A 19483-nucleotide genomic window follows, 5' to 3' on the forward strand; every position below is an offset into this window, starting at 1 on the left:
TCTCGCTCGACCGCGCGACTAACTGAACCATACTGTTCAGTTCATATGAACTCAACCGTACAGTTCAGGTGGGTGCTAGGGTCGGGCTCATGAGCGTGGACAGCGTCAAGCAGCCCCCCAGCGGACCCCGTGCGGAGCTCAAGCGGCAGGCCATCGTGCGGGCCGCCCGCGAGCTGTTCCTACGGGAGGGCTTCGGCGTCGGTATGGACACCATTGCCGCCGAGGCAGGCGTGTCGAAGGTGACCGTCTACAACCACTTCGGCAGCAAGGAAGCCCTGTTCACGGCGGTCATCACCAGCGCGCTCGACGAGCCGCTCGCCGGGGAGTCGTCGGCCGCACTGGAAGGCCTGGCCGAAGCCGAGGACCTGCGGGCCGCCCTCGTCGAAGCGGCCCGCACCTGGGTCCACGCCGTCCGCACCAACCACGAGGTCACCGCGCTGCGCAACCTCGTCGCCGCCGAACTCCACCGCTTCCCGGAGCTGGGCGAGGCCTGGAGACACCGTGGCACGGAAAGCCACCATCCCGCCGTCGCAGGCGCCCTGCGCGCCCTCACGGAGCAAGGCCGGCTGGAGATCCCCGACCTACAGGTGGCGATCATCCAGTTCTACGGCCTCCTGGTCTTCCCCCACATGGTCTTCAGCTCCTACGGCACGCACATCGACGAGGACCTGACGGACCGTCTCATCACCAGCGGCGTCGACATGTACCTCGACCACTACGGCCCTCGGGGCACATAGCCGCCCATCCGCGTCGAGGACAGCCCGACAGGGGCGGAGCACCGTGCGGTGCCCCGCCCCTGCGCCGGAGAGCCGTTGGGTCAGGCGGTGGCGGGCAGCGGCTCGGCGGCGGGTGGCGCCGTCAGTCGGCCGGTGCGGTGCAGGCCGTACAGGGCGGCCGCGCACGCCAGGCCCAGCACGCACAGCGTGATCCAAGGCAGTGCGGGCATCCCGGCCGCGCGGGCGGCGTCGAGCGCGGCGCCCGTACCCAGGTTCCCGACCGTGATGCCGATGCCGCAGATCGTGTTGTACAGCCCGTAGTGGGTGGCGACGAGGCGGTCACCGGAGAGACGGACGATGGTGTCCATCTCGAAGGGGTAGGCGATCATCGTGCCGACGGCCAGCAGCAGGGCGGCGAGCGTCGGCGGCACCGCCGCGAGCAGCCACAGCCCGATCCCCGACTCCGGTACGGGCACGGCGGTGGCTACCAGCAGGGGTACGAAGGCCAGGCCCATGACCGCCAGCCCGCGCACGTGCGCCTGCCCGGGCTCGTACCGCGCCTTGCACCAGGCCGTCACCCGCGTCTGGCCGAGGATCGTGCTCAGCCCGGAGACGGCGAAGAGCACCGCCACCGCCGCCGTGCCGAACTCCCCGTCGCCGCCGAGCCGGCGCACCTCCAGAGGCAGCGCCAGATACACCTGGAAGGACAGGACGTACGAGCCGATCATGGCGACGGAGAAGAGCAGGAAGGGCCGGTTGGCGAGGATGCCGCGCCACTGGGCGAGTACGCCCTGACCGCCCTCGCTGTCCTGCCGCTTGGTGTCCTCGGACCGCCGGGCGGGCAGCGCACGGATCTGTACGACGCTCAGCAGCGCGAAGATCCCGGCCGCCACCAGGCAGGTGATGCGGAAGTCCACGCCGGTCAGCACCATGCCGACCAGCGGGCCCAGCAGGATGCCCGCCTGGTAGAACACGTTGAACAGCGCGAACGCCTCGACCCTGCGCTCCCCCGCGTCGGCCGCGAGGTACGCCCGTACGGCCGGGTTGAACAGCGCCCCGGCCAGCCCGGTGGCCGCGGACGCGGCCAGCAGCGCGGGCAGCGAATCCACCAGCCCGAGCGTCGCGAAACCGAGGGTCCGCAGCACACACCCGGCGACGATCATCGGCTTGTAGCCGAGCCGGTCGGCGAGGGTGCCGCCGACCAGGAACATCCCCTGCTGGCTGAAGTTCCGTACGCCCAGGACGAGTCCGACGATCCAGCCGGCCAGCCCGAGCGTGCCGGACAGGTGGGCGGCCAGGTAGGGCATCAGCATGTAGAAGCCGAGGTTGATGGTGAACTGGTTCACCATCAACAGCTGGACGCTGCGTTCGTACGACCGTACCTGCGTGAGCAGCCCCTTCAACGGCCCTCCTCCGGCACGTCCGACCCGGCGCCCAGGATGTCCGCGGCGTCCGCGGCGAGGTCCTGAGCTGCGACCTGCAGGGTGAGGGGATCGACGACGGTGGTGCACCGGGTCCAGCGAGCGACCTCCTTCTCGTCCAGGCGGCCGATCAACTCCGGCTCGGGGGCCGGTGGGGAATCCAGCAGGCCATGGGCGGCGCAGTAGTCGTCGTCGTAGACCGTCCCCAGGTAGCGCTGCGGACCATCGGGGAAGATCGCGACGATCCGCGCGTCCGCGGGCATCGTCCGGGCCAGCCAGCCGGCCACCAGTGCGACCGCGCCGACGCTCCAACCGCCGGTGGCGTAGTGGGAGGCGGCCAGTTGGCGGCAGGTCCACACCGCCTCGGCCGGGGAGACCCAGTGCACCTCGGAGAAGTTCTCGTAGGCGACGTTGCGGGGGTAGATGCTGGAGCCGAGTCCGCGCATCAGCCGCGGCCGGGCGGGCTGGCCGAAGATCGTCGAACCGGGGGCGTCCACGCCGACAACGGTCAGCTCCGGGTAGAGCTGGCGCAGGACCCGTGAGATGCCGGCCGAGTGACCACCGGTACCCACACTGCACACCAGCACGTCGATGTGGCCCATATCGGAGGCGAGTTCAAGAGCCAGCGGGGTGTAGGCGGCGACGTTGTCGGGGTTGTTGTACTGGTCCGGACACCAGGAGTCGGGGTGCTGCTCCAGCAACCGCTGCACGCGGTCGCGGCGGGCCTGCTGCCAGCCGCCCGTGGGATGCGGCTCGGAGACGACGTTGACCTGGGCGCCGTACGCGGTCAGCAGCCGGGTCATGGACAACTCCAGTCCCGGGTCGGTGACCAGGGTGACCGGGTGGCCGTACACCATCCCAGCCAGGGCCAGACCCAGGCCCAGGGTGCCGCTGGTGGACTCGATGATCCGTCCGCCGGGCCGCAGGTCGCCACGGGCCCTGGCCCGCTCCACCATGTGCAGCCCCGGGCGGTCCTTGATACCGCCGGGATTGAACCCCTCGAGCTTCGCCCAGAAGCCGCGCCCAGCCGGGGTCAGCGGCTCCGACACCCGCAGCAGCGGGGTGTTGCCCACCAGCCCGGACAGGGCCGACTGGCCGGAGGCGGCCGCGGTCTTGATCAATGAAGCCATGTCTGTGTGTTCACTCTCGCTCGATGAAGGCACGGTGCGGGTTCATCTCGCGCCCCAGGGCGACAGGGCGGACCGTCGGTCCGCGATCAGGCCATGGGTGCGCGGCAGCCGGTGAATTCGGTCGGCTGCGAGCGAGTGGTCTAGATCCGCCACCGCGACGTACGCACGAGCGCCTCGCGGCCGGTGCGTACGCTGCGACGTCTGCGAGATTCATGCCGTACGAGGGGTCTCGCCAACGCCATGGTCACGGCGACGAGTACGACCACGGTCAGCGCGGCGAGGGAAAGATCCTCCACTGACTGGGCCGCTGTACGGATGATCAGGTCCGTTGCGCAGTCCTCGTCCCCGTGGGGGGCGTGGGGCCCGTGAGGCTCCCCGCCGACAGCCATCGCCGAAGAAGCGGCAGGGAGGGAATCCGGCCCGTGAGTCTCGTCCGGCACACCGTGCATGACGGTGCACAGCATGAGCGCCACCACGAGGGTGATGGCAGAGACGAGTCGGCGCCACCGCGATGAGCCGTATCGCGCCCACGGCGCGTGCGCGGGCGTACGGGAAAGTGTCGGCACAGGTCCTCCGCGCTGCTGCCACCTCTCCGACGAGAGCGGAGGGAGGCGCAGACATGAGTGGGGGGGCAGGACGGCATGCCGGTGACAACCGGCATGCCAGTTGGAGGACTCTGTACTTCTAGACCTGCCGCACCACGGATGCTGCTCTCAGTGCCGCCGGTGATGCTCCGCCCATTGGCTCACGAGCGGCAGGCACACGCACGGCCGAGGCGTCGTCGGCACTGGTCGATTCGCGAACCGACGCTGCAAAGCAGGGCGTTACCAGGACAGGACCCTGCTGAGGCTGCCCGGATGCGCACTGCTCACCAGGATGCGACGACTCGTGACCACCATGGTGATCGTCCGCTTCCGCGGCCAACTGCGGTGCAGGCTCGACGGCAGCATGGTGAATGCCATCAAACGGCGCTGCGGCAGGGGGCGTTGCACTGGTGGAGAGATGTCCCCGGACACTCTCGACGTGCACGCCGTGTGTCACGAGGACACCGAACAGGAGCACGGCCATGGCCAGCACACGCAGCAGCGGACCCGCACCGGAGTGGGTCCTTACTGTGCGCCAGGGCGACCAAGCCGTAACCATGCCGTGATCCTAGCTGCTTGGGAGTGTTGATCGACCACCAACCCGGCAACGTCGGGTCAACTCGCCAGGCGATTGGCCGGTTTGCTACGGCGAGTGTGCACGCGCCTCAGTGTGCGTCCCCCGCCGCACGCACCGTGAAGGCTGCCGTGCGCACCTTGCCCTCGTGCTGGAAGTCCAGGAACAGGCGGTACGCGCCGGCGCTGGGCGTCGTAGCCGTGAAGGAGACCTCGGGGCCGGGCCGGGTCTTGCCGTCGCCGGGCTCGCCGTTGGGGTGGACGTGTAGGTAGGCGAGGTCACCGGAGCGCAGGGCGACGAGGTGGCCGTAGGCACCCAGGTACGGCTGAAGGTCCGTGACCGGCTTGCCGCCCCTGTTCACCGTCAGCGTCAGTTCGCTTGCCTTGCCGGGGGTCAGGTCGCCGTCGAGCTTCACCTCGTAGCCATCGGTCCTGGCGGTCGTGTTGCGCTCGGGCAGCTCAGTGGGCTGGTACGTGCCGGACGCCGCGAGGTCCGCGCCGAGGGTGAGCGCCTCGCCACCCCAGGGCTTGAAGTCGGCGAAGACGCGGTAGCTGCCGGCCTTGGGCAGGTCCACCGGCGTGGACCAGGTGCCGTCCGCGGCGCGGGCGGGGTGCAGATGGCGGTAGACGCTCAGATCTCGCGAGGCGAGGATGAGGTGCAGCTCCTTGCCGTGTTCGCGCTGGTAGGCGGTGACCTTGCGGCCGGTGCTGTCCTGTACGACGGCGAAGCGCAGCTCGGCCTTCTTGCCGGCCTCGACGCGCGGGGTCTTCAGGTCGAGTGTGTAGCCGCCTTGTGCGATCTCGAGGCCTCCCGGCGCTGCCGCCTCATGGCCGCCACGCGTCTCCTCGTGCCCTGCGGCCACGTGACCGTCGGGACCGCCGTGAGCACCACCCTGCGGTCCGGGCGAGATCGCGTCGACTGTGCCGCCCACACCGTAGGCGGTGCCGAAGGTCGCGGCGAGCGCGGCGGCGAAGACGGTGATCCGCAGTCCGGTGTTCATGACCCACTCCTCATCTCCGGGCCGCTCGTTGGTACGGCCGATGCACTTCAAAATACCCCTAGGGGGTATGAAGTCAAGTAGCGATCGACCTTGCACGGAATACGGGTGGGGGGTATACATGAAGCCGTTACCGGTACCCCCAAGGGGTATAAGTCACCCAGCTACGGAGAATGCCATGTCGAACAGTTGCTGCACCTCTGACGGAAGCTGCCACACCAGCGCGCAGATCAAGACCACCTACAAGGTCGACGGCGTCGGCAGTGCTCACTGCCAGGGCATCGTCGCCAAGGCGGTGGGCGGTCTGGACGAGATCACCGCGGTCGACGTCGAGATCGGCACCGGCCTGGTCACCGTGACCACCGCCGGCGAGCCCGACGAGGCGCTCGACGTGCTGATCGCCAAGACCGTCGACGAGGCCGGCTACGACTTCGCCGGCCGCGTGCCCGCCTGACCCACCAGCATCGGCGGGGCCGCCCTGCCCGACCGGCCCCGCCCCTCCCCCATCGAGTCCGTGAGCTGCGAGGAGCAGACATGACCACCACCACGCCCGGCGCCGAGGTCGAACTCGCCATCGGCGGCATGACCTGCGCCTCGTGCGCCGCCCGGATCGAGAAGAAGCTCAACCGCATGGACGGGGTCGAGGCCACCGTCAACTACGCCACGGAAAAGGCCAAGGTCACCTTCCGTGAGGACATAGCCGTGACCGATCTGATCGCGACGGTCGAGGCCACCGGCTACACCGCCCGGGAGCCCGAGCCGGTACGCGCCGAGCCGGAAGCCGGCGGCGGCTCCGCGCAGGACGAGGGCGACGAACTGCGGCCGCTGCGCCAGCGGTTGACGGCTGCCGTGATCCTCGCTGTGCCCGTGATCGCGATGGCCATGATCCCGGCGCTGCAGTTCGAGTACTGGCAGTGGCTCTCGCTCACGCTGGCAGCGCCCGTGGTGACGTATGCCGCCTGGCCCTTCCACAAGGCCGCCTGGACCAATGCCAAGCACGGCGCCGCCACCATGGACACGCTGATCTCCGTCGGCACCTCGGCGGCGTTCCTGTGGTCCCTGTGGGCGCTGTTCTTCGGCACGGCCGGGACGCCCGGCATGACGCATCCCTTCGAGCTCAGCATCGCCCGCACCGACGGCGCCGGGAACATCTACCTGGAGGCCGCCGCCGGGGTCACCGCCTTCATCCTGGCCGGGCGCTACTTCGAGGCCCGCTCCAAGCGGAAGGCGGGCGCTGCGCTCAAGGCCCTGCTGGAGCTGGGGGCCAAGGAAGTCACCGTCCTGCGCGACGGGCGCGAAGCGTTCATTCCCGTCGGTGATTTGAAGGTCGGCGACCGGTTCCTGGTACGGCCCGGCGAGAAGATCGCCATCGACGGTGTGGTCGTCGAGGGCTCGTCCGCCGTGGACGCCTCGATGCTCACCGGAGAGTCGGTGCCGGTCGAGGTCGGCACGGGGGATGCCGTCATCGGAGCCACGCTGAACGCCGGCGGCCGCCTGGTCGTCGAGGCCACCAGGGTCGGCGCTGACACGCAGCTCGCCCGCATGGCCAAGCTCGTGGAGGACGCGCAGAACGGCAAGGCCTCCGCCCAGCGGCTCGCCGACAAGATCTCCGCGGTCTTCGTCCCGGTCGTGATCGCCCTCGCACTCGGCACCCTGGGCTTCTGGCTCGGCAACGGCGCGGGCCTGACCGCCGCCTTCACCGCAGCGGTCGCCGTCCTGATCATCGCCTGCCCGTGCGCCCTGGGCCTGGCGACGCCGACCGCGCTGATGGTCGGCACCGGGCGCGGCGCCCAGCTCGGCATCCTCATCAAGGGTCCGGAAGTCCTGGAGACGACGCGCAAGGTCGACACGATCGTCCTGGACAAGACCGGCACCGTCACCACCGGCAAGATGACCCTGCTCGCCGTACACACCGCCGACGGCACCGACGAGGACGAGGTCCTGCGCCTCGCGGGCGCCCTGGAGCATTCCTCCGAGCACCCCATCGCCCAGGCCGTCGCGACCGGCGCCGCCGCCCGGGTCGGCACACTGCCCGCCCCGGAGGACTTCGCGAACATCGCCGGGCTCGGTGTCCAGGGCGTCGTCGAGGGCCACGCGGTTCTCGTCGGCCGCGAGAAGCTGCTCGCTGAGTGGGTCATCTCCCTGCCGGAGGAACTGCGGCGCGCCAAGGCCGAAGCCGAAGCGGCCGGACGTACCGCCATCGCGGTCGCCTGGGACGGCGAAGCCCGCGCGGTCCTCGAGGTCGCCGACGCGATCAAGGAGACCAGTCCGGAGGCCATCCGGCGGCTGCGTGCCCTCGGCCTGACGCCGATGCTGCTGACCGGTGACAACAAGGCGGTCGCCGAGGCGGTCGCCGCGGAGGTGGGCATCGCACCTGAGCATGTGATCGCCGAGGTCATGCCGCAGGACAAGGTCGACGCCGTCAAGCGCCTGCAGAGCGAGGGCCGTTCGGTCGCCATGGTCGGCGACGGCGTCAACGACGCCGCCTCACTGGCCCAGGCCGACCTGGGTCTGGCGATGGGAACGGGTACGGACGCCGCGATCGAAGCGGGCGACCTCACGCTGGTGCGGGGCGACTTGAGGGTCGCGGCGGACGCCATCCGCCTCTCCCGCAAGACGCTGGGCACCATCAGGTCCAACCTCTTCTGGGCCTTCGCCTACAACGTCGCGGCCCTGCCACTCGCTGCGGCCGGCCTGCTCAACCCGATGATCGCCGGAGCAGCCATGGCCTTCTCCTCGGTCTTCGTGGTCGGCAACAGCCTCCGCCTGCGCGGCTTCCAGCCCGCCGACCGCTGAGCAGCCAACAGGAAGGAGGAGGCCACCGTGGCCGGATACCACGCCCAGAAGGACGACATCGTCCGACGACTGCGCCGGATCGAGGGGGCGTCTGGCCGAACTGCGCACTTCCCGCCCGAGGCGCTGCGGCGCGGGTACTTCACCGAGACCCGCAGCCGGTCGCTGTGATTCTCGAGAGGATTCGCTTGAAGGGATTCGCCCGCTACCGCGCCGTCACCGTCGACGGGAAACCAACCGGCCCCGGCTTGGTACTACCCGCACCCGCGCCGTTCGCCCGCCGGATCGAGAACCATGGCGGTTCTGGCAGGGCGTCGTGGTGCAAGGCACGCAGGAGCCGACGCGGAGCGGCACCGCGGGATCAGCGGCGTAGCAGGTGCCGGAGCGCGACAACGCCCTGCATCGCCGCGGCCGGGCGCAGCAGCGCAGGACGAGGCCGTTCCGGCATGGCGCCGCGGACGAGGGCGACGGCGGTGACCGCGACGACCGGTGCCGCCCAGGCGGCGATCGCCGCCGCCCGAACCGTACGGCTCGGTTCGTGCCACAGGGCGAGCCACGTCCAGAACGCGGCGTCGGCGAAGGCGTCGGCGTAGTCGCCGAACGGGGACTCGGTGGCCTGACGCCGGGCCAGGTGGCCGTCCGCCAGATCGGACGCGATCGCGAGCACGCCCGAGAAGCGGCTCGACCCGACGGACGTGGCGGGGAGGTTGCCGCGGATCAGGGTGAGCGTGTCGGCGGCGGAGAGCCGGTCACGGCGCTCCAGCAGGCCCAGGTGAAGTGCGCCGAGTGTCCAGCTGGCTGTGACCCATCTGCGGTCCTGGCGGTTCCGGGTCAGGGGTAGCAGCAGGCAGTGCAGAGCGGTGAGTTCGGCGAGTGCCCTGGGGCGACGGGCCGCCTGCCGGGCCGACCGCTCGGTAGCCTGCCCCAGGAAGCGGGCGACGGCGTGAGGTCTCCACTGGGCTTCTCGCGCTGCCGCCAATAGGGCGTTGGTCGCGGCGCGGCTGTCGTCGTCGATGTCGGATACCCGCACGACCTCGCCTTTCCGGTGGCCTTGCATTCACGGTAGGCGACCAGGCCGACGCCTGAACGTGAGCGCGCTTACGGATCACCAGAACGCGTCGGCCGTAGCGTTCTGCTGTTGAAGGAGCGGAAGGAGCTCTGCATGGCCGGGTTCGGGCGGCTGGCGGTCGTGGCGGTGGCGGGCGGGGGTGCGGTGGTGGCCGGGTATCTGGGTCTCGTCACGGGCGCCCTGCCGCTCGATCTGGGGATGGGGCGGCGGACTCGCCCACTCGGGCCACAGACCGTCGACATCGCAGCACCACGCGAGACGGTATTTGAAGTGATCGCTCAGCCCTATCTTGGGCGGGCGACCCGGGCGATGCGGGAGAAGGTGCAGGTGGTGGAGCGGGGATCCGACATGGTGCTCGCCGCCCATCACACCCCGGTGGCAGGCGGGCGTCTGACAGCGACGACGGTGGAGACAGTGCGGTTCACCCGGCCGGAGCGGGTCGACTTCCGCCTGGTGCGCGGCCCCGTGCCCGCCGTCACGGAGTCCTTCACGCTGCGGGACCACGAAGGGGGCACGCGGCTGGTGTACGAGGGCGAACTCGCCACCGACTTGTGGCGGGCCGGGCAGTGGTGGGGCGCTCAGGTCGCCTCGCGGTGGGAGGCAACCGTGGCCGCGTCCCTGGCCACGGTCCGGCAGGAGGCGGAGCGGCGCGCGGCCCTGCCTTGAGCCCTCGGCCTTCGCCCGTTCACCGGCGGAACGATCACCCGCTCCCGGCAGGAGCACTCCGACCGCCCGCTGACAGAGGCCGCGGTCGAAGACGGGAGCGCCCGGCAGCCTCCGCCCACGCGAGACCGGGCCGGTGACTGCCGGTTGGCCTGCCCGCAGAGCGGCTCCGAGTGACCCCAGCTCCTCGGCACCGCGATCAGTGGACCCGCCGGATACGGCAGCACCGGCCAGAGCCTCCAGCAACGGGTCCTGCCCTGGCTGCACGGCTGGTACCGAATCCGACGGACGGTCCGAGACAGCCTGCGAGCCGACGACGCCTCCGTCCACGAGCAGGGCGACGACTTCCCCGATCAAGGTGCTGGTTCGGTGAGCGCGCTTACAGTTCTTGGGCCCTTTCCCGGCCTAGCGTTCAGGTCATGGTGCTGCGGATGGTGCTCGGTGCGGTGTATGCCGCGATGGCGGTCGGCCAGCTCGCCTCCTTCGGCCGCATGCCCGAGATTCTGGGGGCGTACGGGCTGGTGGCCGGTGTCGCGGCGGCCGCTCTGGCCGTGGCACTGATCGCGGGCGAGCTGGTGTGCGGGGTCTGGTTCCTGGCTCGCCCGCGGTCGAAGGCTCTCGCCCCGGTGTGGGTGTACACGGCGGTGTCGGTGGTGTGGTCGCTGCTGGCCGTCCAGGCGTACGCACGTGGGCTGACGGTGTCCAACTGCGGTTGCTTCGGGGTCTACTTGACGCAGTCGCTGAGCTGGTTCGTGCTGCTCCAGGATGCCCTGACGCTGTTGTACGCCGGACTGCTGCTGCGCGCCGCCCGCAGGGCCTCCGCCCGGGAACCTGCCGGTGGAGTGGGGGCGAGCCGTCATGTCCGTATCCCGTGATCACCCTCGTCGGGGGGCGTGGTGGCGGGTCCGGCGCCGTCACGGCGCCCGGCCCGAGGACTGGTGCCCGACCGTGTCCCCTCGAACTGCCCAGGCCGGCGCGGGAGCCCGGCCGCAACCGCAGGTGAAGGAGCCCAGGATGACCCAAGCCCCCGCGCCGAGGCGCAAGGTGGACCGCGACGAGGTGTTCGTGGAGTTCACCAAGTCGATCTGCCCGATGTGCAAGACGCCCGTCGACGCCCAGGTCAACGTTCGTGAGAACAAGGTCTACCTGCGTAAGCGCTGCCGTGAGCACGGCGAGTTCGAGGCGCTGGTCTACGGGGATGCGGAGGAGTACCTGTCCTCGTCCCGCTTCAACAAGCCCGGCACGATTCCGCTGACCTTCCAGACCGAGGTGCGCGACGGCTGCCCCAGCGATTGCGGGCTGTGCCCGGAGCACAAGCAGCACGCCTGCCTGGGCATCATCGAGGTCAACACCGGCTGCAACCTGGACTGCCCGATCTGCTTCGCCGACTCCGGTCACCAGCCGGACGGTTACTCCATCACCCACGAGCAATGCGCGCGCATGCTGGACACGTTCGTCGCCTCGGAGGGTGAGGCGGAGGTGGTGATGTTCTCCGGCGGGGAACCCACCATCCACAAACACATCCTGGACTTCATCGATCTCGCCCAGGACCGCCCCATCCGCAACGTCACCCTCAACACCAACGGCATCCGCCTCGCCACCGACACGACCTTCGTCGCCGAACTCGGCAAGCGCAACCAGACGCCCGGCAGGTCGGTGAACGTCTACCTCCAGTTCGACGGCTTCGACGAGCGCACCCACCTGGAGATCCGGGGCCGGGACCTGCGTACGTTCAAACAGCGGGCCCTGGACAACTGCGCCGAGGCCGGCCTCACCGTCACCCTGGTCGCCGCGGTCGAACACGGGCTGAACGAACACGAGTTGGGCGCCATCATCGAGTACGGCGTCGACCACCCGGCCGTCCGCTCGGTGGCCTTCCAGCCGGTCACCCACTCCGGCCGGCACGTCCCCTTCGACCCGCTGAACCGTCTCACCAACCCCGATGTGATCCGCCTGATCGGCGAGCAACTTCCCGACTGGTTCGCCAAGGGCGACTTCTTCCCCGTGCCGTGCTGCTTCCCCACCTGCCGCTCGATCACCTACCTGCTGGTGGACGGCGTGCCGGGCGACCGCATCGTGGTCCCCATCCCGCGGCTGCTGAACGTCGAGGACTACCTCGACTACGTCACCAACCGGGTCATGCCCGACGACGGCATCCGCGAGGCCCTGGAGAAGCTGTGGTCGGCCTCCGCGTTCATGGGCACGGCCACGACCGAGGACAAGCTCCGGGCGACCGCCGAGGCCCTGGACTGCGCGGACACCTGCGGCATCGACCTGCCCGAGGCCGTCAAGGACCTCAACGACAAGGCGTTCATGATCGTGGTCCAGGACTTCCAGGACCCCTACACCCTGAACGTCAAGCAACTGATGAAGTGCTGCGTCGAGGAGATCACCCCGGACGGGCGGCTCATCCCGTTCTGCGCGTACAACTCCGTCGGCTACCGCGAACAGATCCGCGCCCAGATGTCCGGTGTCCCCGTCGCCGACGTGGCACCCAACGCGCTGCCCCTCGCAGACCGGCTCACCGACACCCCCTACGGCTCGAAGACCACGAAGTCCCCGGAGCACCGGCCGTGAATCACGACGACATCAAGTCCTGCTGCGCAGACGCCTACTCCAGGGACATCGTCGCCCTGCTGCTCGGCGACTCCTACCACCCCGGCGGCACCGCCCTCACCCGCCGCCTGGCCGGCGCGCTCACTCTCACCCCGGACATGCGCGTGCTGGACGTAGCCTCCGGCCGGGGCACCACCGCACTGCTGCTCGCCGACGTCCACCGAGTACGAGTGGACGGCATCGACTACGCGCCCGCCAACACCGCCCTGGCACAAGGTGCCGCCGACGCCGCCGGCCTCGCCGGGCGGGCCGTGTTCACCACCGGCGATGCCGAGCGCCTGCCGTACGACGACGGGATGTTCGATGCGGTGGTGTGCGAATGCGCACTGTGCACCTTCCCCGACAAAGCCCGGGCAGCCGCCGAGTTCGCCCGCGTGCTGAGGCCCGGCGGGCGCGTCGGCATCACCGACGTCACCACCGACCCGGACCGGCTGCCGCCCGAACTGCTCGGCCTCGGCGCCCGCATCGCCTGCGTGGCCGACGCCCGCCCCCTGGACGCATACGCACAGATCCTGGCCCGAGCCGGCCTGCACGTCACGGCCACCGAGCGCCACGACCAGGCCATGCTGCGCATGATCGACCAGATCGAGGCACGCCTGAACCTGCTGCGGATCACCGCCCCGACCCGCCTCAGCGACGCCGGCGTGGACCTCACGGCGGCCCCGAACGTGCTCAGAGCAGCTCGTGCTGCCGTTGCCGACGGCACGCTCGGCTACGCCCTGCTGACCGCGGTGAAATCCCCCTGACGCCCCTGCCGTCTACCCCTGCGTACGTAAGCGCCCTCACATACCTGCACCCTGCACGAGTCATAGCGTCGAACCCACAGGAGACATCACCGCATGTGAGAGGGGCACTCATCATGACAACCACCCTGCGGGTATCCCCGGGCACGGCCGTCATCCCGGTCCACGCGGTGTGGGGGGCCGCGGCCGGACTGGTCGGAGGCGTCGGGATGGGCATCTGGATGTCGGTGTCCCGGCCGATGATGGACACCGCGATGATCACCATGGTCGCCGGGCTCCTCGGCTCCACCAACGCCGTCGCCGGCTGGCTGATCCACCTGGGCATCGCGCTCTTCGCCGGCGTCACCTTCGGCGCGCTGCTGGGCCGGTTCGCCGAGCGCCTCGTATCCGCCCTCGTCCTCGGCCTGGCCTACGGCGCGGCGTGGTGGGTCGTCGGGGCTCTGTGGATCATGCCCGCGAACATGGGCATGCCCGTCTTCGAGTGGAACGACGTCACGTCCTCCAGCCTCGGCGCCCACCTCGTCTTCGGGCTGCTGGCCGGAGTGACGTACGCCGTCGTCGCTCGGACAATGAACGAGAACAGCGGCTCGGCCCGAGGATGAGCCCCGTACCGCCCGCGTCCATACCCGACCCCGGCAGCCCTCGACCGAGGGCCACGCCGCGCCGCATGGCAGCCGAGGCAGGTGCGGTGCCCTACTGTCTGGCCGACGGCGCCGAGGCGCTGGCCGGCCCGGCATGGGGTGCCGCGCCCCCGCCCTGGGCCCCGGGACGACGCGAGGAGACGCACACCATGACCGACGCCGCAGCGGACGCCGACGCCGACGAGCGGACCTGGTGCCTGTCCGAGGTCGACATCTTCTGCGACCTGTCCGAGCCGGAGATGGAAGCCATCGCCCGAGCGGCGCCGATGAAGACGTACAGCGCCGGGGAGATTCTGCACGCGCCGTCCCAGCCGTCCGAGGTGCTGTTCATCCTCAAACGCGGCCGAGTGCGCATCTTCCGGGTCTCCGCGGACGGCCGCGCCCTCACCACGGCGATCATCACGCCGGGCACCATCTTCGGTGAGATGGTTCTGCTCGGGCAGCACATGTACGACAACTACGCCGAGGCCCTCGACGACGTCACCGTCTGTGTGATGAGCCGCGCCGACGTCCACAGGTTCCTGCTCTCGGACGCCCGAATCGCCGCCCGCATCACCGCGATCCTCGGCCGCCGCCTCGCCGACCTCGAACAACGCCTGTCCGACAGCGTCTTCAAGACCGTCGCCCAACGCATCGCCACCACGCTCACCACCCTGACCACCGCCCAGCCCCCGGCCGGTCCGCTACGTCCCGTCGGACGCCACCCCCAGGTCGCCCTCACCCACGACCAACTCGCCGCGCTCGCCGGCACATCCCGCGAGACGTGCACCAAGGTGTTGCGCGACTACGCCGACCGGGGCCTCATCCGTCTCGCCCGGGGCCGTATCACCGTCGTCGACACCGATCGCCTCAAGGACGCGGCGGGCTGACGTCATCAAACCGTAAGGCCGCCACCTGCTGCCCGCTCGCTTCCCTGGTCCTACGCTCACAGCGCGTCCCCACCGACAGCAGGAGTCCATTCATGCATGCCCGCACCCTCCTCCCAGCCGCCCTTGCCGCCGCACTGCTCACCCTCACCGGCTGTGGCTCCGAGTCCGCGGGTGATGCGGAGGTCTCCCCCTCCAAGGCTGCGAACACCCAGGCGCCCGCCGACTCCGACGGGAGCGGCACCGAGGCGGCCGGGGCCAAGGTGCCCGAGGCGCTGAACTTCACCGCCACCACGGTGGACGGCAAGCCGTTCGACGCGAAGACTCTCGCGGGCAAGCCGACCGTGCTGTGGTTCTGGGCACCCTGGTGCCCCACCTGCCGCGGCCAGGCGGCCGAGACCGCCAAGGTCGCCGCCGACTACGCAGGCAAGGCCAACGTCGTCGGCGTCGCCGGCCTCGACAAGAACGCCGCCATGCGCGACTTCGTCTCCGAGACCGGGACCGGCTCCTTCCCCCAACTCTCCGACGAGGCCGGGGACGTGTGGAAGCGGTTCGAGATCACCCAGCAGAGCATCTACGTGATCCTCGACAAGGACGGCGCCACCGTCTACGAGGGTGTCCTGGCCGGCGGCGAGGGGCTGGCCGAGAAGGTCGCCTCCCTCACCGGCTGAACCCGCCATGACGGATCTGCCTCTCGCCCTCGCGCTCGGCGCCGGGATGCTCGCCGCGGTCAACCCGTGCGGCTTCGCCCTCCTGCCCGCCTACTTGTCCCTGCTGGTCCTCGGCGACGACACGCCCAGCCGTACCGTCGCCGTCGGACGCGCCCTGACCGCCACCGCCGCCATGACGATCGGATTCGCCGCGCTCTTCGGCGTCTTCGGCCTCGCCATCCAGCCCGTCGCCGGTCAGCTCCAGCAGCACCTGCCCTGGTTCACCATCATCTTCGGTGCTCTCATCGCCGCCGCAGGAGGCTGGCTGCTTGCCGACCGCCAGCTACCCAGCCTCGCCCCGAAACTCCGTCGTGCCCCCACCCTCACCCGCTCCCTCCCCTCCATGGCGCTGTTCGGCATGGCGTACGCCACCGCCTCCCTCGGCTGCACCATCGCCCCGTTCCTCGCCATCGTCGTCTCCGCCTTCCGCAGTGGCTCCACCGGCGAGGGCATCGCGCTGTTCATCGCGTACGCCGCCGGGATGGGCCTGATCGTCGGCGCCGCCTCCCTGACCGTCGCCCTCACCCGCGCCACAGCCGTCACCCGGCTGCGCCACCTCGGCGCCCTCGCACCCCGCCTCGGCGGGGGCCTGCTCCTCCTCGTCGGCGCGTATGTCGCGTACTACGGCTGGTACGAAGTCCGCGTCCAGCGCGACCCCGCCACCACCGACCCGGTCATCGACACGGCGGGCGCCGTCCAGCGCTCCGTCGCCGAGTTCCTGGACGCCACCGGCCCCGGCGTGATGGCCGTACTTCTCGGCGTTCTGCTTCTCGCGGCAGTGGCCGTCCGCCGCCTGCGAGCTCACCGGGTGAGCCGGCGGGAGCAGGGCGACCGCATCTCGGCAGGCTGACCGGCACGTCGGTGTGCTCGCCGGCGGCGAGCTGGTCCTCGCCCTCACTGGGCCGCTCTTCGACATCGAGTGACCGGCCCGTGTTCAGTGGAGGTGGGCTGATGACCGCCCCGGGGGCTCAGTCACGGACCGAACCCGGTGAGCCGCCGAGCAGCAGTGGCCACACGCTGGGCATCTCGGTCACCGGTACCTCGATGAGTGAGGGTCCTGGTTCGCTGAGGCAGTCCTTGAGAGCCCCGGCGAGCCGTGCCGGGGTTTCGGCCCGGACGGCGGGGACCGAGAACGACTCGGCGAGGCGCACGAAGTCGGGGCTGGTCAGGTCGCTGCCGATGAAGCGGCCCTCGAACTCGTCCGCCTGGATGCGCCGGATGTTGCCGTAGGCGTTGTCGTTGAAGACCACCGCGGTCACGCCGATGCCGTATGCGCGGGCGGTCGCCAGTTCCTGCATGTTCCAGCAGAATCCGCCGTCGCCGTTGATGGAGACGACGGCCCGGTCCGGGTTGCCCACCTTCACCCCGAGGGCCGACGGGTAGCCGTAGCCCAGGGTGCCCTGGTAGCCGGGGGTGAGGAAGGTTCCGGGGTGGTGGACGGGGTAGCCGACGGCGGCCAGGTAGCCCACCTGGGTCAGCTCGTTGACCAGGAAGCCGTCGTCCGGGATCGCCTCGCGCAGGGCGCGGACGTACGACCATTGTGGTTCGACGCTCTCGACCTTCCGCGCGCACCAGGCGCGTACGTCGGCCAACTCGCCGGGTGGCCATCCGGGTTCCGGCCCTGAAGGTCGTGCCGAGGTACCGGGCAGTGCGGCTCTCAGGTCCTCCAACACCGTCCGGGCGTCGGCGCACAGGGTGAGGTCGGCGTGGCGGGGCGGGCCCAGGTCGGCGGGGTCCGCGTTGACCAGGGCGACGGTCGCTTCGGGGTGGGTCGGGACGGCCGTGCCGCGCGGGGTCATGAAGCGGCTGCCCACGACCAGTACGGCGTCGGCGGTGGGCAGCAGCCGGGGTGCGGCGAGGCTGGAGAAGGCAAGCCGGTGGTGGGCCGGGACGGCGCCGCCCGCGTTGCGGCTCATGACGACCGGGGCGGACAGCTCCTCCGCCAGGGCGGTCAGGGCGGCGCCGGCCCCGGAGGCGAGCACGCCGCCGCCCGCGTAGATCAAGGGGCGGCGCACGGTCCGCAGTACGGCGGTGATCTGCGCGACGACGTCCTGCTCCGATTCCGTGGATGTCGCTGCCACGCCGGACGTGTCGGATGTGCCCGGTCTGCCGTCGTGCGGTCCCGGCCCCGCACGCTCCCCTTCCATCTCCGCTCGCGCGGTCAGCACATCCGCCGGGATGGTCAGGGCCACCGGCCTCGGGCGGCCGGACCGTGACTGTCGTATCGCCTCTCGTACGAGTCCGGGGATCCGGGCCGGGGCGTCGGCCCGCGCCGACCATTTGGTGACCGAGGCCAAGAGGCCGTCCTGGTCGGGGAGTTCGTGCAGCATGCCCAGTCCCCGGCCGGCCAGCCCCGAAGGAATGTCCGCCGCCACGCACAGCATCGGCGACGAGCACGCATACCCGGTGGCCACCGCGGTCAGGGCGTTGAGGACGCCGGGGCCGGGGACGACCAGGCAGACGCCGGGGCGCCCGGTGGTCCGTGCGTATGCCTCCGCCATGTGGGCCGCGCCCTGCTCGTGCCGGGCGGCGATGTACTCGATCGGCCCTCCGGCCACCCGGGCGCGGGCCAGGGCGTCCAGGACGTGGTCGAGCTGGACGCCCGGCACGCCGAAGACATGCCGGACGCCGTCCCGCTCCAACTGGCCCACCAGCGCCTGCGCCCCGCTCAGCTCCATGTCACCGCCGCCTTCTCCTCCTGGGGTGCCGCCTCACCGGGCCGCATTCTGGCGTCCCGGCGGTCCAGCCAGCTCAGTACCGGAACCGTCATGACCGTGGTAACCAGGGCCACGAGGACCAGCGCGGCGAACAGTTCCTGGCTGACGATGCCGGCCGCCAGTCCGATGTTGAGCGCGATCAGTTGCATCAGGCCGCGGGCGTTCATCAGGGCGCCGACCCGGACGGCCACCGGGCCGGGTTCGCCGCGCATCCGGGCGGCGGCCCAGCAGCCGCCGAACTTGCCGACCACGGCCAGGACGACGGCGGCCGCCCCGAATGCCATCACGGCCGGGTCGGCGAACGCGTCGAACTGGGTGTTCAGGCCGGAGTAGGTGAAGAACATCGGCACGAACACGACCTGGGTCACGGACTGGGTGGTCCGCACCAGCCGTTCGGATGCCTCGCCGCGCGGCATGGCCATCCCGACGCAGAACGCCCCGAAGACGGCGTACAGGTCGATGATGTCGGTGAACCAGGCGGCGCAGAACAGCACGGCGACGGTGAAGAGCAGCCGGGTGTCGTCGCCGAGACCCGCCCGGTTCACGATCCACGCCAGCAGGCGGCGCCCGACCAGGAAGAGGACCGCCACGAAGAGCAGGGAGCCGCCGACCGCCGTCAGGATGGGCTCCACCTCACCGGAGGCCACGCTCAGCACCCCCGCGAGCAGAATCCACGCGACGGCGTCGTCGGTCGCCCCGGACGCCAGGGCCAGGGAGCCGAACCGGGAGCCTGCCAGGCCCCGTTCGGTGATGATCCGGGCCAGCATCGGGAAGGCGGTGATGGCCAGGGCGACGCCGACGAAGGCCGCCGTCACCCAGACGGAGACACCGTCGACGAAGATGCCGACGTGGCCGTGAGCCGCGAAGGTCAGCCCCACGCCCAGCGCCAGCGGGATCGCCACCCCGGCCGAGGAGACCGCGACGGCGGTGCCGGCCAGACCGCGCCCGGCGTGCGCCCGGAACTCGTACCCGGCGGCGAACATCAGGGTCACCAGACCGATCTGGCCGGCCACATACAGCACCGGCTTCAGCTCCGGCGGGAAGACCTCGGCGGACAGATCGGGGGCGAGAAGTCCGAACAGCGAAGGGCCGAGCAGCACGCCGGCGATCATCTCGCCGACCACGGGCGGCTGTCCGAAGCGGCCCGCGACGAGGACGACCAGGCGGCATGTCAGCAGGATGACGACCACGGCGAGGAAGAAGGCGGGAGCGAGCTCCACTGGAGTCATGGTCTCGTTCCCTC

18 protein-coding genes are annotated in these 19483 nt (G+C 70.6%); 12 read left to right on the plus strand and 6 right to left on the minus strand.

Annotated elements, in window-relative coordinates; genetic code table 11:
• Positions 1–89 precede the first annotated feature (89 nt).
• Positions 90–737 carry a TetR/AcrR family transcriptional regulator gene (locus AB0I98_RS13200; protein WP_362939735.1) on the plus strand — a complete coding sequence of 216 codons (648 nt, stop codon included), beginning with the start codon at positions 90–92 and terminating at the stop codon, positions 735–737.
• Positions 738–817: 80 nt separating this feature from the next.
• On the opposite strand, the gene AB0I98_RS13205 is transcribed toward AB0I98_RS13200, so the two are convergent.
• From AB0I98_RS13205 to AB0I98_RS13215, 3 genes are all read right to left on the minus strand, one after another.
• Positions 818–2119 (minus strand): MFS transporter, encoded by a 1302-nt coding sequence (locus tag AB0I98_RS13205; protein WP_362939738.1) that lies wholly within the window; start codon positions 2117–2119, stop codon positions 818–820.
• The gene (locus tag AB0I98_RS13210; RefSeq protein WP_362939741.1) at positions 2116–3267 is read right to left on the minus strand and encodes a PLP-dependent cysteine synthase family protein; all 1152 of its coding nucleotides are present in this window, start codon (positions 3265–3267) and stop codon (positions 2116–2118) included. The genes AB0I98_RS13205 and AB0I98_RS13210 overlap by 4 nt, the downstream gene beginning before the upstream one ends.
• Positions 3268–4516: 1249 nt before the next feature.
• Positions 4517–5425 carry a hypothetical protein gene (locus tag AB0I98_RS13215; RefSeq protein WP_362939744.1) on the minus strand — a complete coding sequence of 303 codons (909 nt, stop codon included), beginning with the start codon at positions 5423–5425 and terminating at the stop codon, positions 4517–4519.
• A 175-nt stretch (positions 5426–5600) separates the two neighbouring features.
• Between AB0I98_RS13215 and AB0I98_RS13220 the strand changes: the two genes are divergently transcribed.
• The 3 genes from AB0I98_RS13220 to AB0I98_RS13230 all read left to right on the plus strand — a co-directional run bounded on the left by AB0I98_RS13220 (position 5601) and on the right by AB0I98_RS13230 (position 8386).
• Entirely contained in the window at positions 5601–5876 is a 276-nt protein-coding gene (locus AB0I98_RS13220; RefSeq protein WP_362939747.1) for a heavy-metal-associated domain-containing protein, read from the plus strand.
• A gap of 80 nt (positions 5877–5956) precedes the next feature.
• Positions 5957–8218, plus strand: coding sequence for a heavy metal translocating P-type ATPase (locus AB0I98_RS13225; RefSeq protein WP_362939750.1), 2262 nt, complete (start codon positions 5957–5959; stop codon positions 8216–8218).
• Between the two features lie 27 nt (positions 8219–8245).
• Complete coding sequence (locus tag AB0I98_RS13230; RefSeq protein WP_362939753.1) at positions 8246–8386, plus strand: hypothetical protein; 141 nt, start codon at positions 8246–8248, stop codon at positions 8384–8386.
• A gap of 190 nt (positions 8387–8576) precedes the next feature.
• On the opposite strand, the gene AB0I98_RS13235 is transcribed toward AB0I98_RS13230, so the two are convergent.
• Positions 8577–9245, minus strand: coding sequence for a CDP-alcohol phosphatidyltransferase family protein (locus tag AB0I98_RS13235; RefSeq protein WP_362939755.1), 669 nt, complete (start codon positions 9243–9245; stop codon positions 8577–8579).
• Positions 9246–9377: 132 nt separating this feature from the next.
• Between AB0I98_RS13235 and AB0I98_RS13240 the strand changes: the two genes are divergently transcribed.
• The 8 genes from AB0I98_RS13240 to AB0I98_RS13275 all read left to right on the plus strand — a co-directional run bounded on the left by AB0I98_RS13240 (position 9378) and on the right by AB0I98_RS13275 (position 16373).
• Complete coding sequence (locus AB0I98_RS13240) at positions 9378–9950, plus strand: SRPBCC family protein (protein ID WP_362939758.1); 573 nt, start codon at positions 9378–9380, stop codon at positions 9948–9950.
• Positions 9951–10366: 416 nt separating this feature from the next.
• On the plus strand, positions 10367–10822 hold the full coding sequence (locus AB0I98_RS13245; protein ID WP_362939761.1) for a MauE/DoxX family redox-associated membrane protein: 456 nt from the start codon (positions 10367–10369) through the stop codon (positions 10820–10822).
• 139 nt (positions 10823–10961) lie between these two features.
• On the plus strand, positions 10962–12524 hold the full coding sequence (locus tag AB0I98_RS13250; protein WP_362939764.1) for a radical SAM protein: 1563 nt from the start codon (positions 10962–10964) through the stop codon (positions 12522–12524).
• Complete coding sequence (locus tag AB0I98_RS13255; RefSeq protein WP_362939767.1) at positions 12521–13309, plus strand: methyltransferase domain-containing protein; 789 nt, start codon at positions 12521–12523, stop codon at positions 13307–13309. Before AB0I98_RS13250 ends, AB0I98_RS13255 begins: the two co-directional genes overlap by 4 nt.
• 113 nt (positions 13310–13422) lie before the next feature.
• Entirely contained in the window at positions 13423–13908 is a 486-nt protein-coding gene (locus AB0I98_RS13260) for a hypothetical protein (protein ID WP_362939770.1), read from the plus strand.
• 65 nt (positions 13909–13973) lie between these two features.
• Positions 13974–14816, plus strand: coding sequence for a Crp/Fnr family transcriptional regulator (locus AB0I98_RS13265; RefSeq protein WP_362939773.1), 843 nt, complete (start codon positions 13974–13976; stop codon positions 14814–14816).
• A 92-nt stretch (positions 14817–14908) separates the two neighbouring features.
• Entirely contained in the window at positions 14909–15484 is a 576-nt protein-coding gene (locus tag AB0I98_RS13270) for a redoxin family protein (RefSeq protein WP_362939776.1), read from the plus strand.
• Between the two features lie 7 nt (positions 15485–15491).
• Positions 15492–16373 carry a cytochrome c biogenesis CcdA family protein gene (locus AB0I98_RS13275; RefSeq protein ID WP_362939779.1) on the plus strand — a complete coding sequence of 294 codons (882 nt, stop codon included), beginning with the start codon at positions 15492–15494 and terminating at the stop codon, positions 16371–16373.
• Between the two features lie 118 nt (positions 16374–16491).
• Here the strand turns inward: AB0I98_RS13275 and AB0I98_RS13280 are convergent, their stop codons facing one another.
• Both AB0I98_RS13280 and AB0I98_RS13285 read right to left on the minus strand, forming a co-directional pair.
• On the minus strand, positions 16492–18201 hold the full coding sequence (locus tag AB0I98_RS13280) for a thiamine pyrophosphate-dependent enzyme (protein WP_362939782.1): 1710 nt from the start codon (positions 18199–18201) through the stop codon (positions 16492–16494).
• Positions 18192–19469: a cation:proton antiporter gene (locus tag AB0I98_RS13285; RefSeq protein WP_362939785.1), complete on the minus strand. Its 1278-nt coding sequence runs from the start codon at positions 19467–19469 to the stop codon at positions 18192–18194. The genes AB0I98_RS13280 and AB0I98_RS13285 overlap by 10 nt, the downstream gene beginning before the upstream one ends.
• Positions 19470–19483: the final 14 nt, after the last annotated feature.

It is taken from the genome of Streptomyces sp. NPDC050211 (assembly GCF_040656035.1).
In the GTDB taxonomy this organism is placed as follows: domain Bacteria; phylum Actinomycetota; class Actinomycetes; order Streptomycetales; family Streptomycetaceae; genus Streptomyces.

Bases quoted from the DNA above. Each gene is read 5' to 3' on its own strand.
- AB0I98_RS13200 (WP_362939735.1), top strand. From the start codon at position 90: ATGAGCGTGGACAGCGTCAAGCAGCCCCCCAGCGGACCCCGTGCGGAG.
- AB0I98_RS13210 (WP_362939741.1), bottom strand. From the start codon at position 3,267: ATGGCTTCATTGATCAAGACCGCGGCCGCCTCCGGCCAGTCGGCCCTG.
- AB0I98_RS13215 (WP_362939744.1), bottom strand. From the start codon at position 5,425: ATGAACACCGGACTGCGGATCACCGTCTTCGCCGCCGCGCTCGCCGCG.
- AB0I98_RS13220 (WP_362939747.1), top strand. From the start codon at position 5,601: ATGTCGAACAGTTGCTGCACCTCTGACGGAAGCTGCCACACCAGCGCG.
- AB0I98_RS13225 (WP_362939750.1), top strand. From the start codon at position 5,957: ATGACCACCACCACGCCCGGCGCCGAGGTCGAACTCGCCATCGGCGGC.
- AB0I98_RS13240 (WP_362939758.1), top strand. From the start codon at position 9,378: ATGGCCGGGTTCGGGCGGCTGGCGGTCGTGGCGGTGGCGGGCGGGGGT.
- AB0I98_RS13245 (WP_362939761.1), top strand. From the start codon at position 10,367: ATGGTGCTGCGGATGGTGCTCGGTGCGGTGTATGCCGCGATGGCGGTC.
- AB0I98_RS13250 (WP_362939764.1), top strand. From the start codon at position 10,962: ATGACCCAAGCCCCCGCGCCGAGGCGCAAGGTGGACCGCGACGAGGTG.
- AB0I98_RS13260 (WP_362939770.1), top strand. From the start codon at position 13,423: ATGACAACCACCCTGCGGGTATCCCCGGGCACGGCCGTCATCCCGGTC.
- AB0I98_RS13265 (WP_362939773.1), top strand. From the start codon at position 13,974: ATGGCAGCCGAGGCAGGTGCGGTGCCCTACTGTCTGGCCGACGGCGCC.
- AB0I98_RS13270 (WP_362939776.1), top strand. From the start codon at position 14,909: ATGCATGCCCGCACCCTCCTCCCAGCCGCCCTTGCCGCCGCACTGCTC.
- AB0I98_RS13275 (WP_362939779.1), top strand. From the start codon at position 15,492: ATGACGGATCTGCCTCTCGCCCTCGCGCTCGGCGCCGGGATGCTCGCC.
- AB0I98_RS13280 (WP_362939782.1), bottom strand. From the start codon at position 18,201: ATGGAGCTGAGCGGGGCGCAGGCGCTGGTGGGCCAGTTGGAGCGGGAC.
- AB0I98_RS13285 (WP_362939785.1), bottom strand. From the start codon at position 19,469: ATGACTCCAGTGGAGCTCGCTCCCGCCTTCTTCCTCGCCGTGGTCGTC.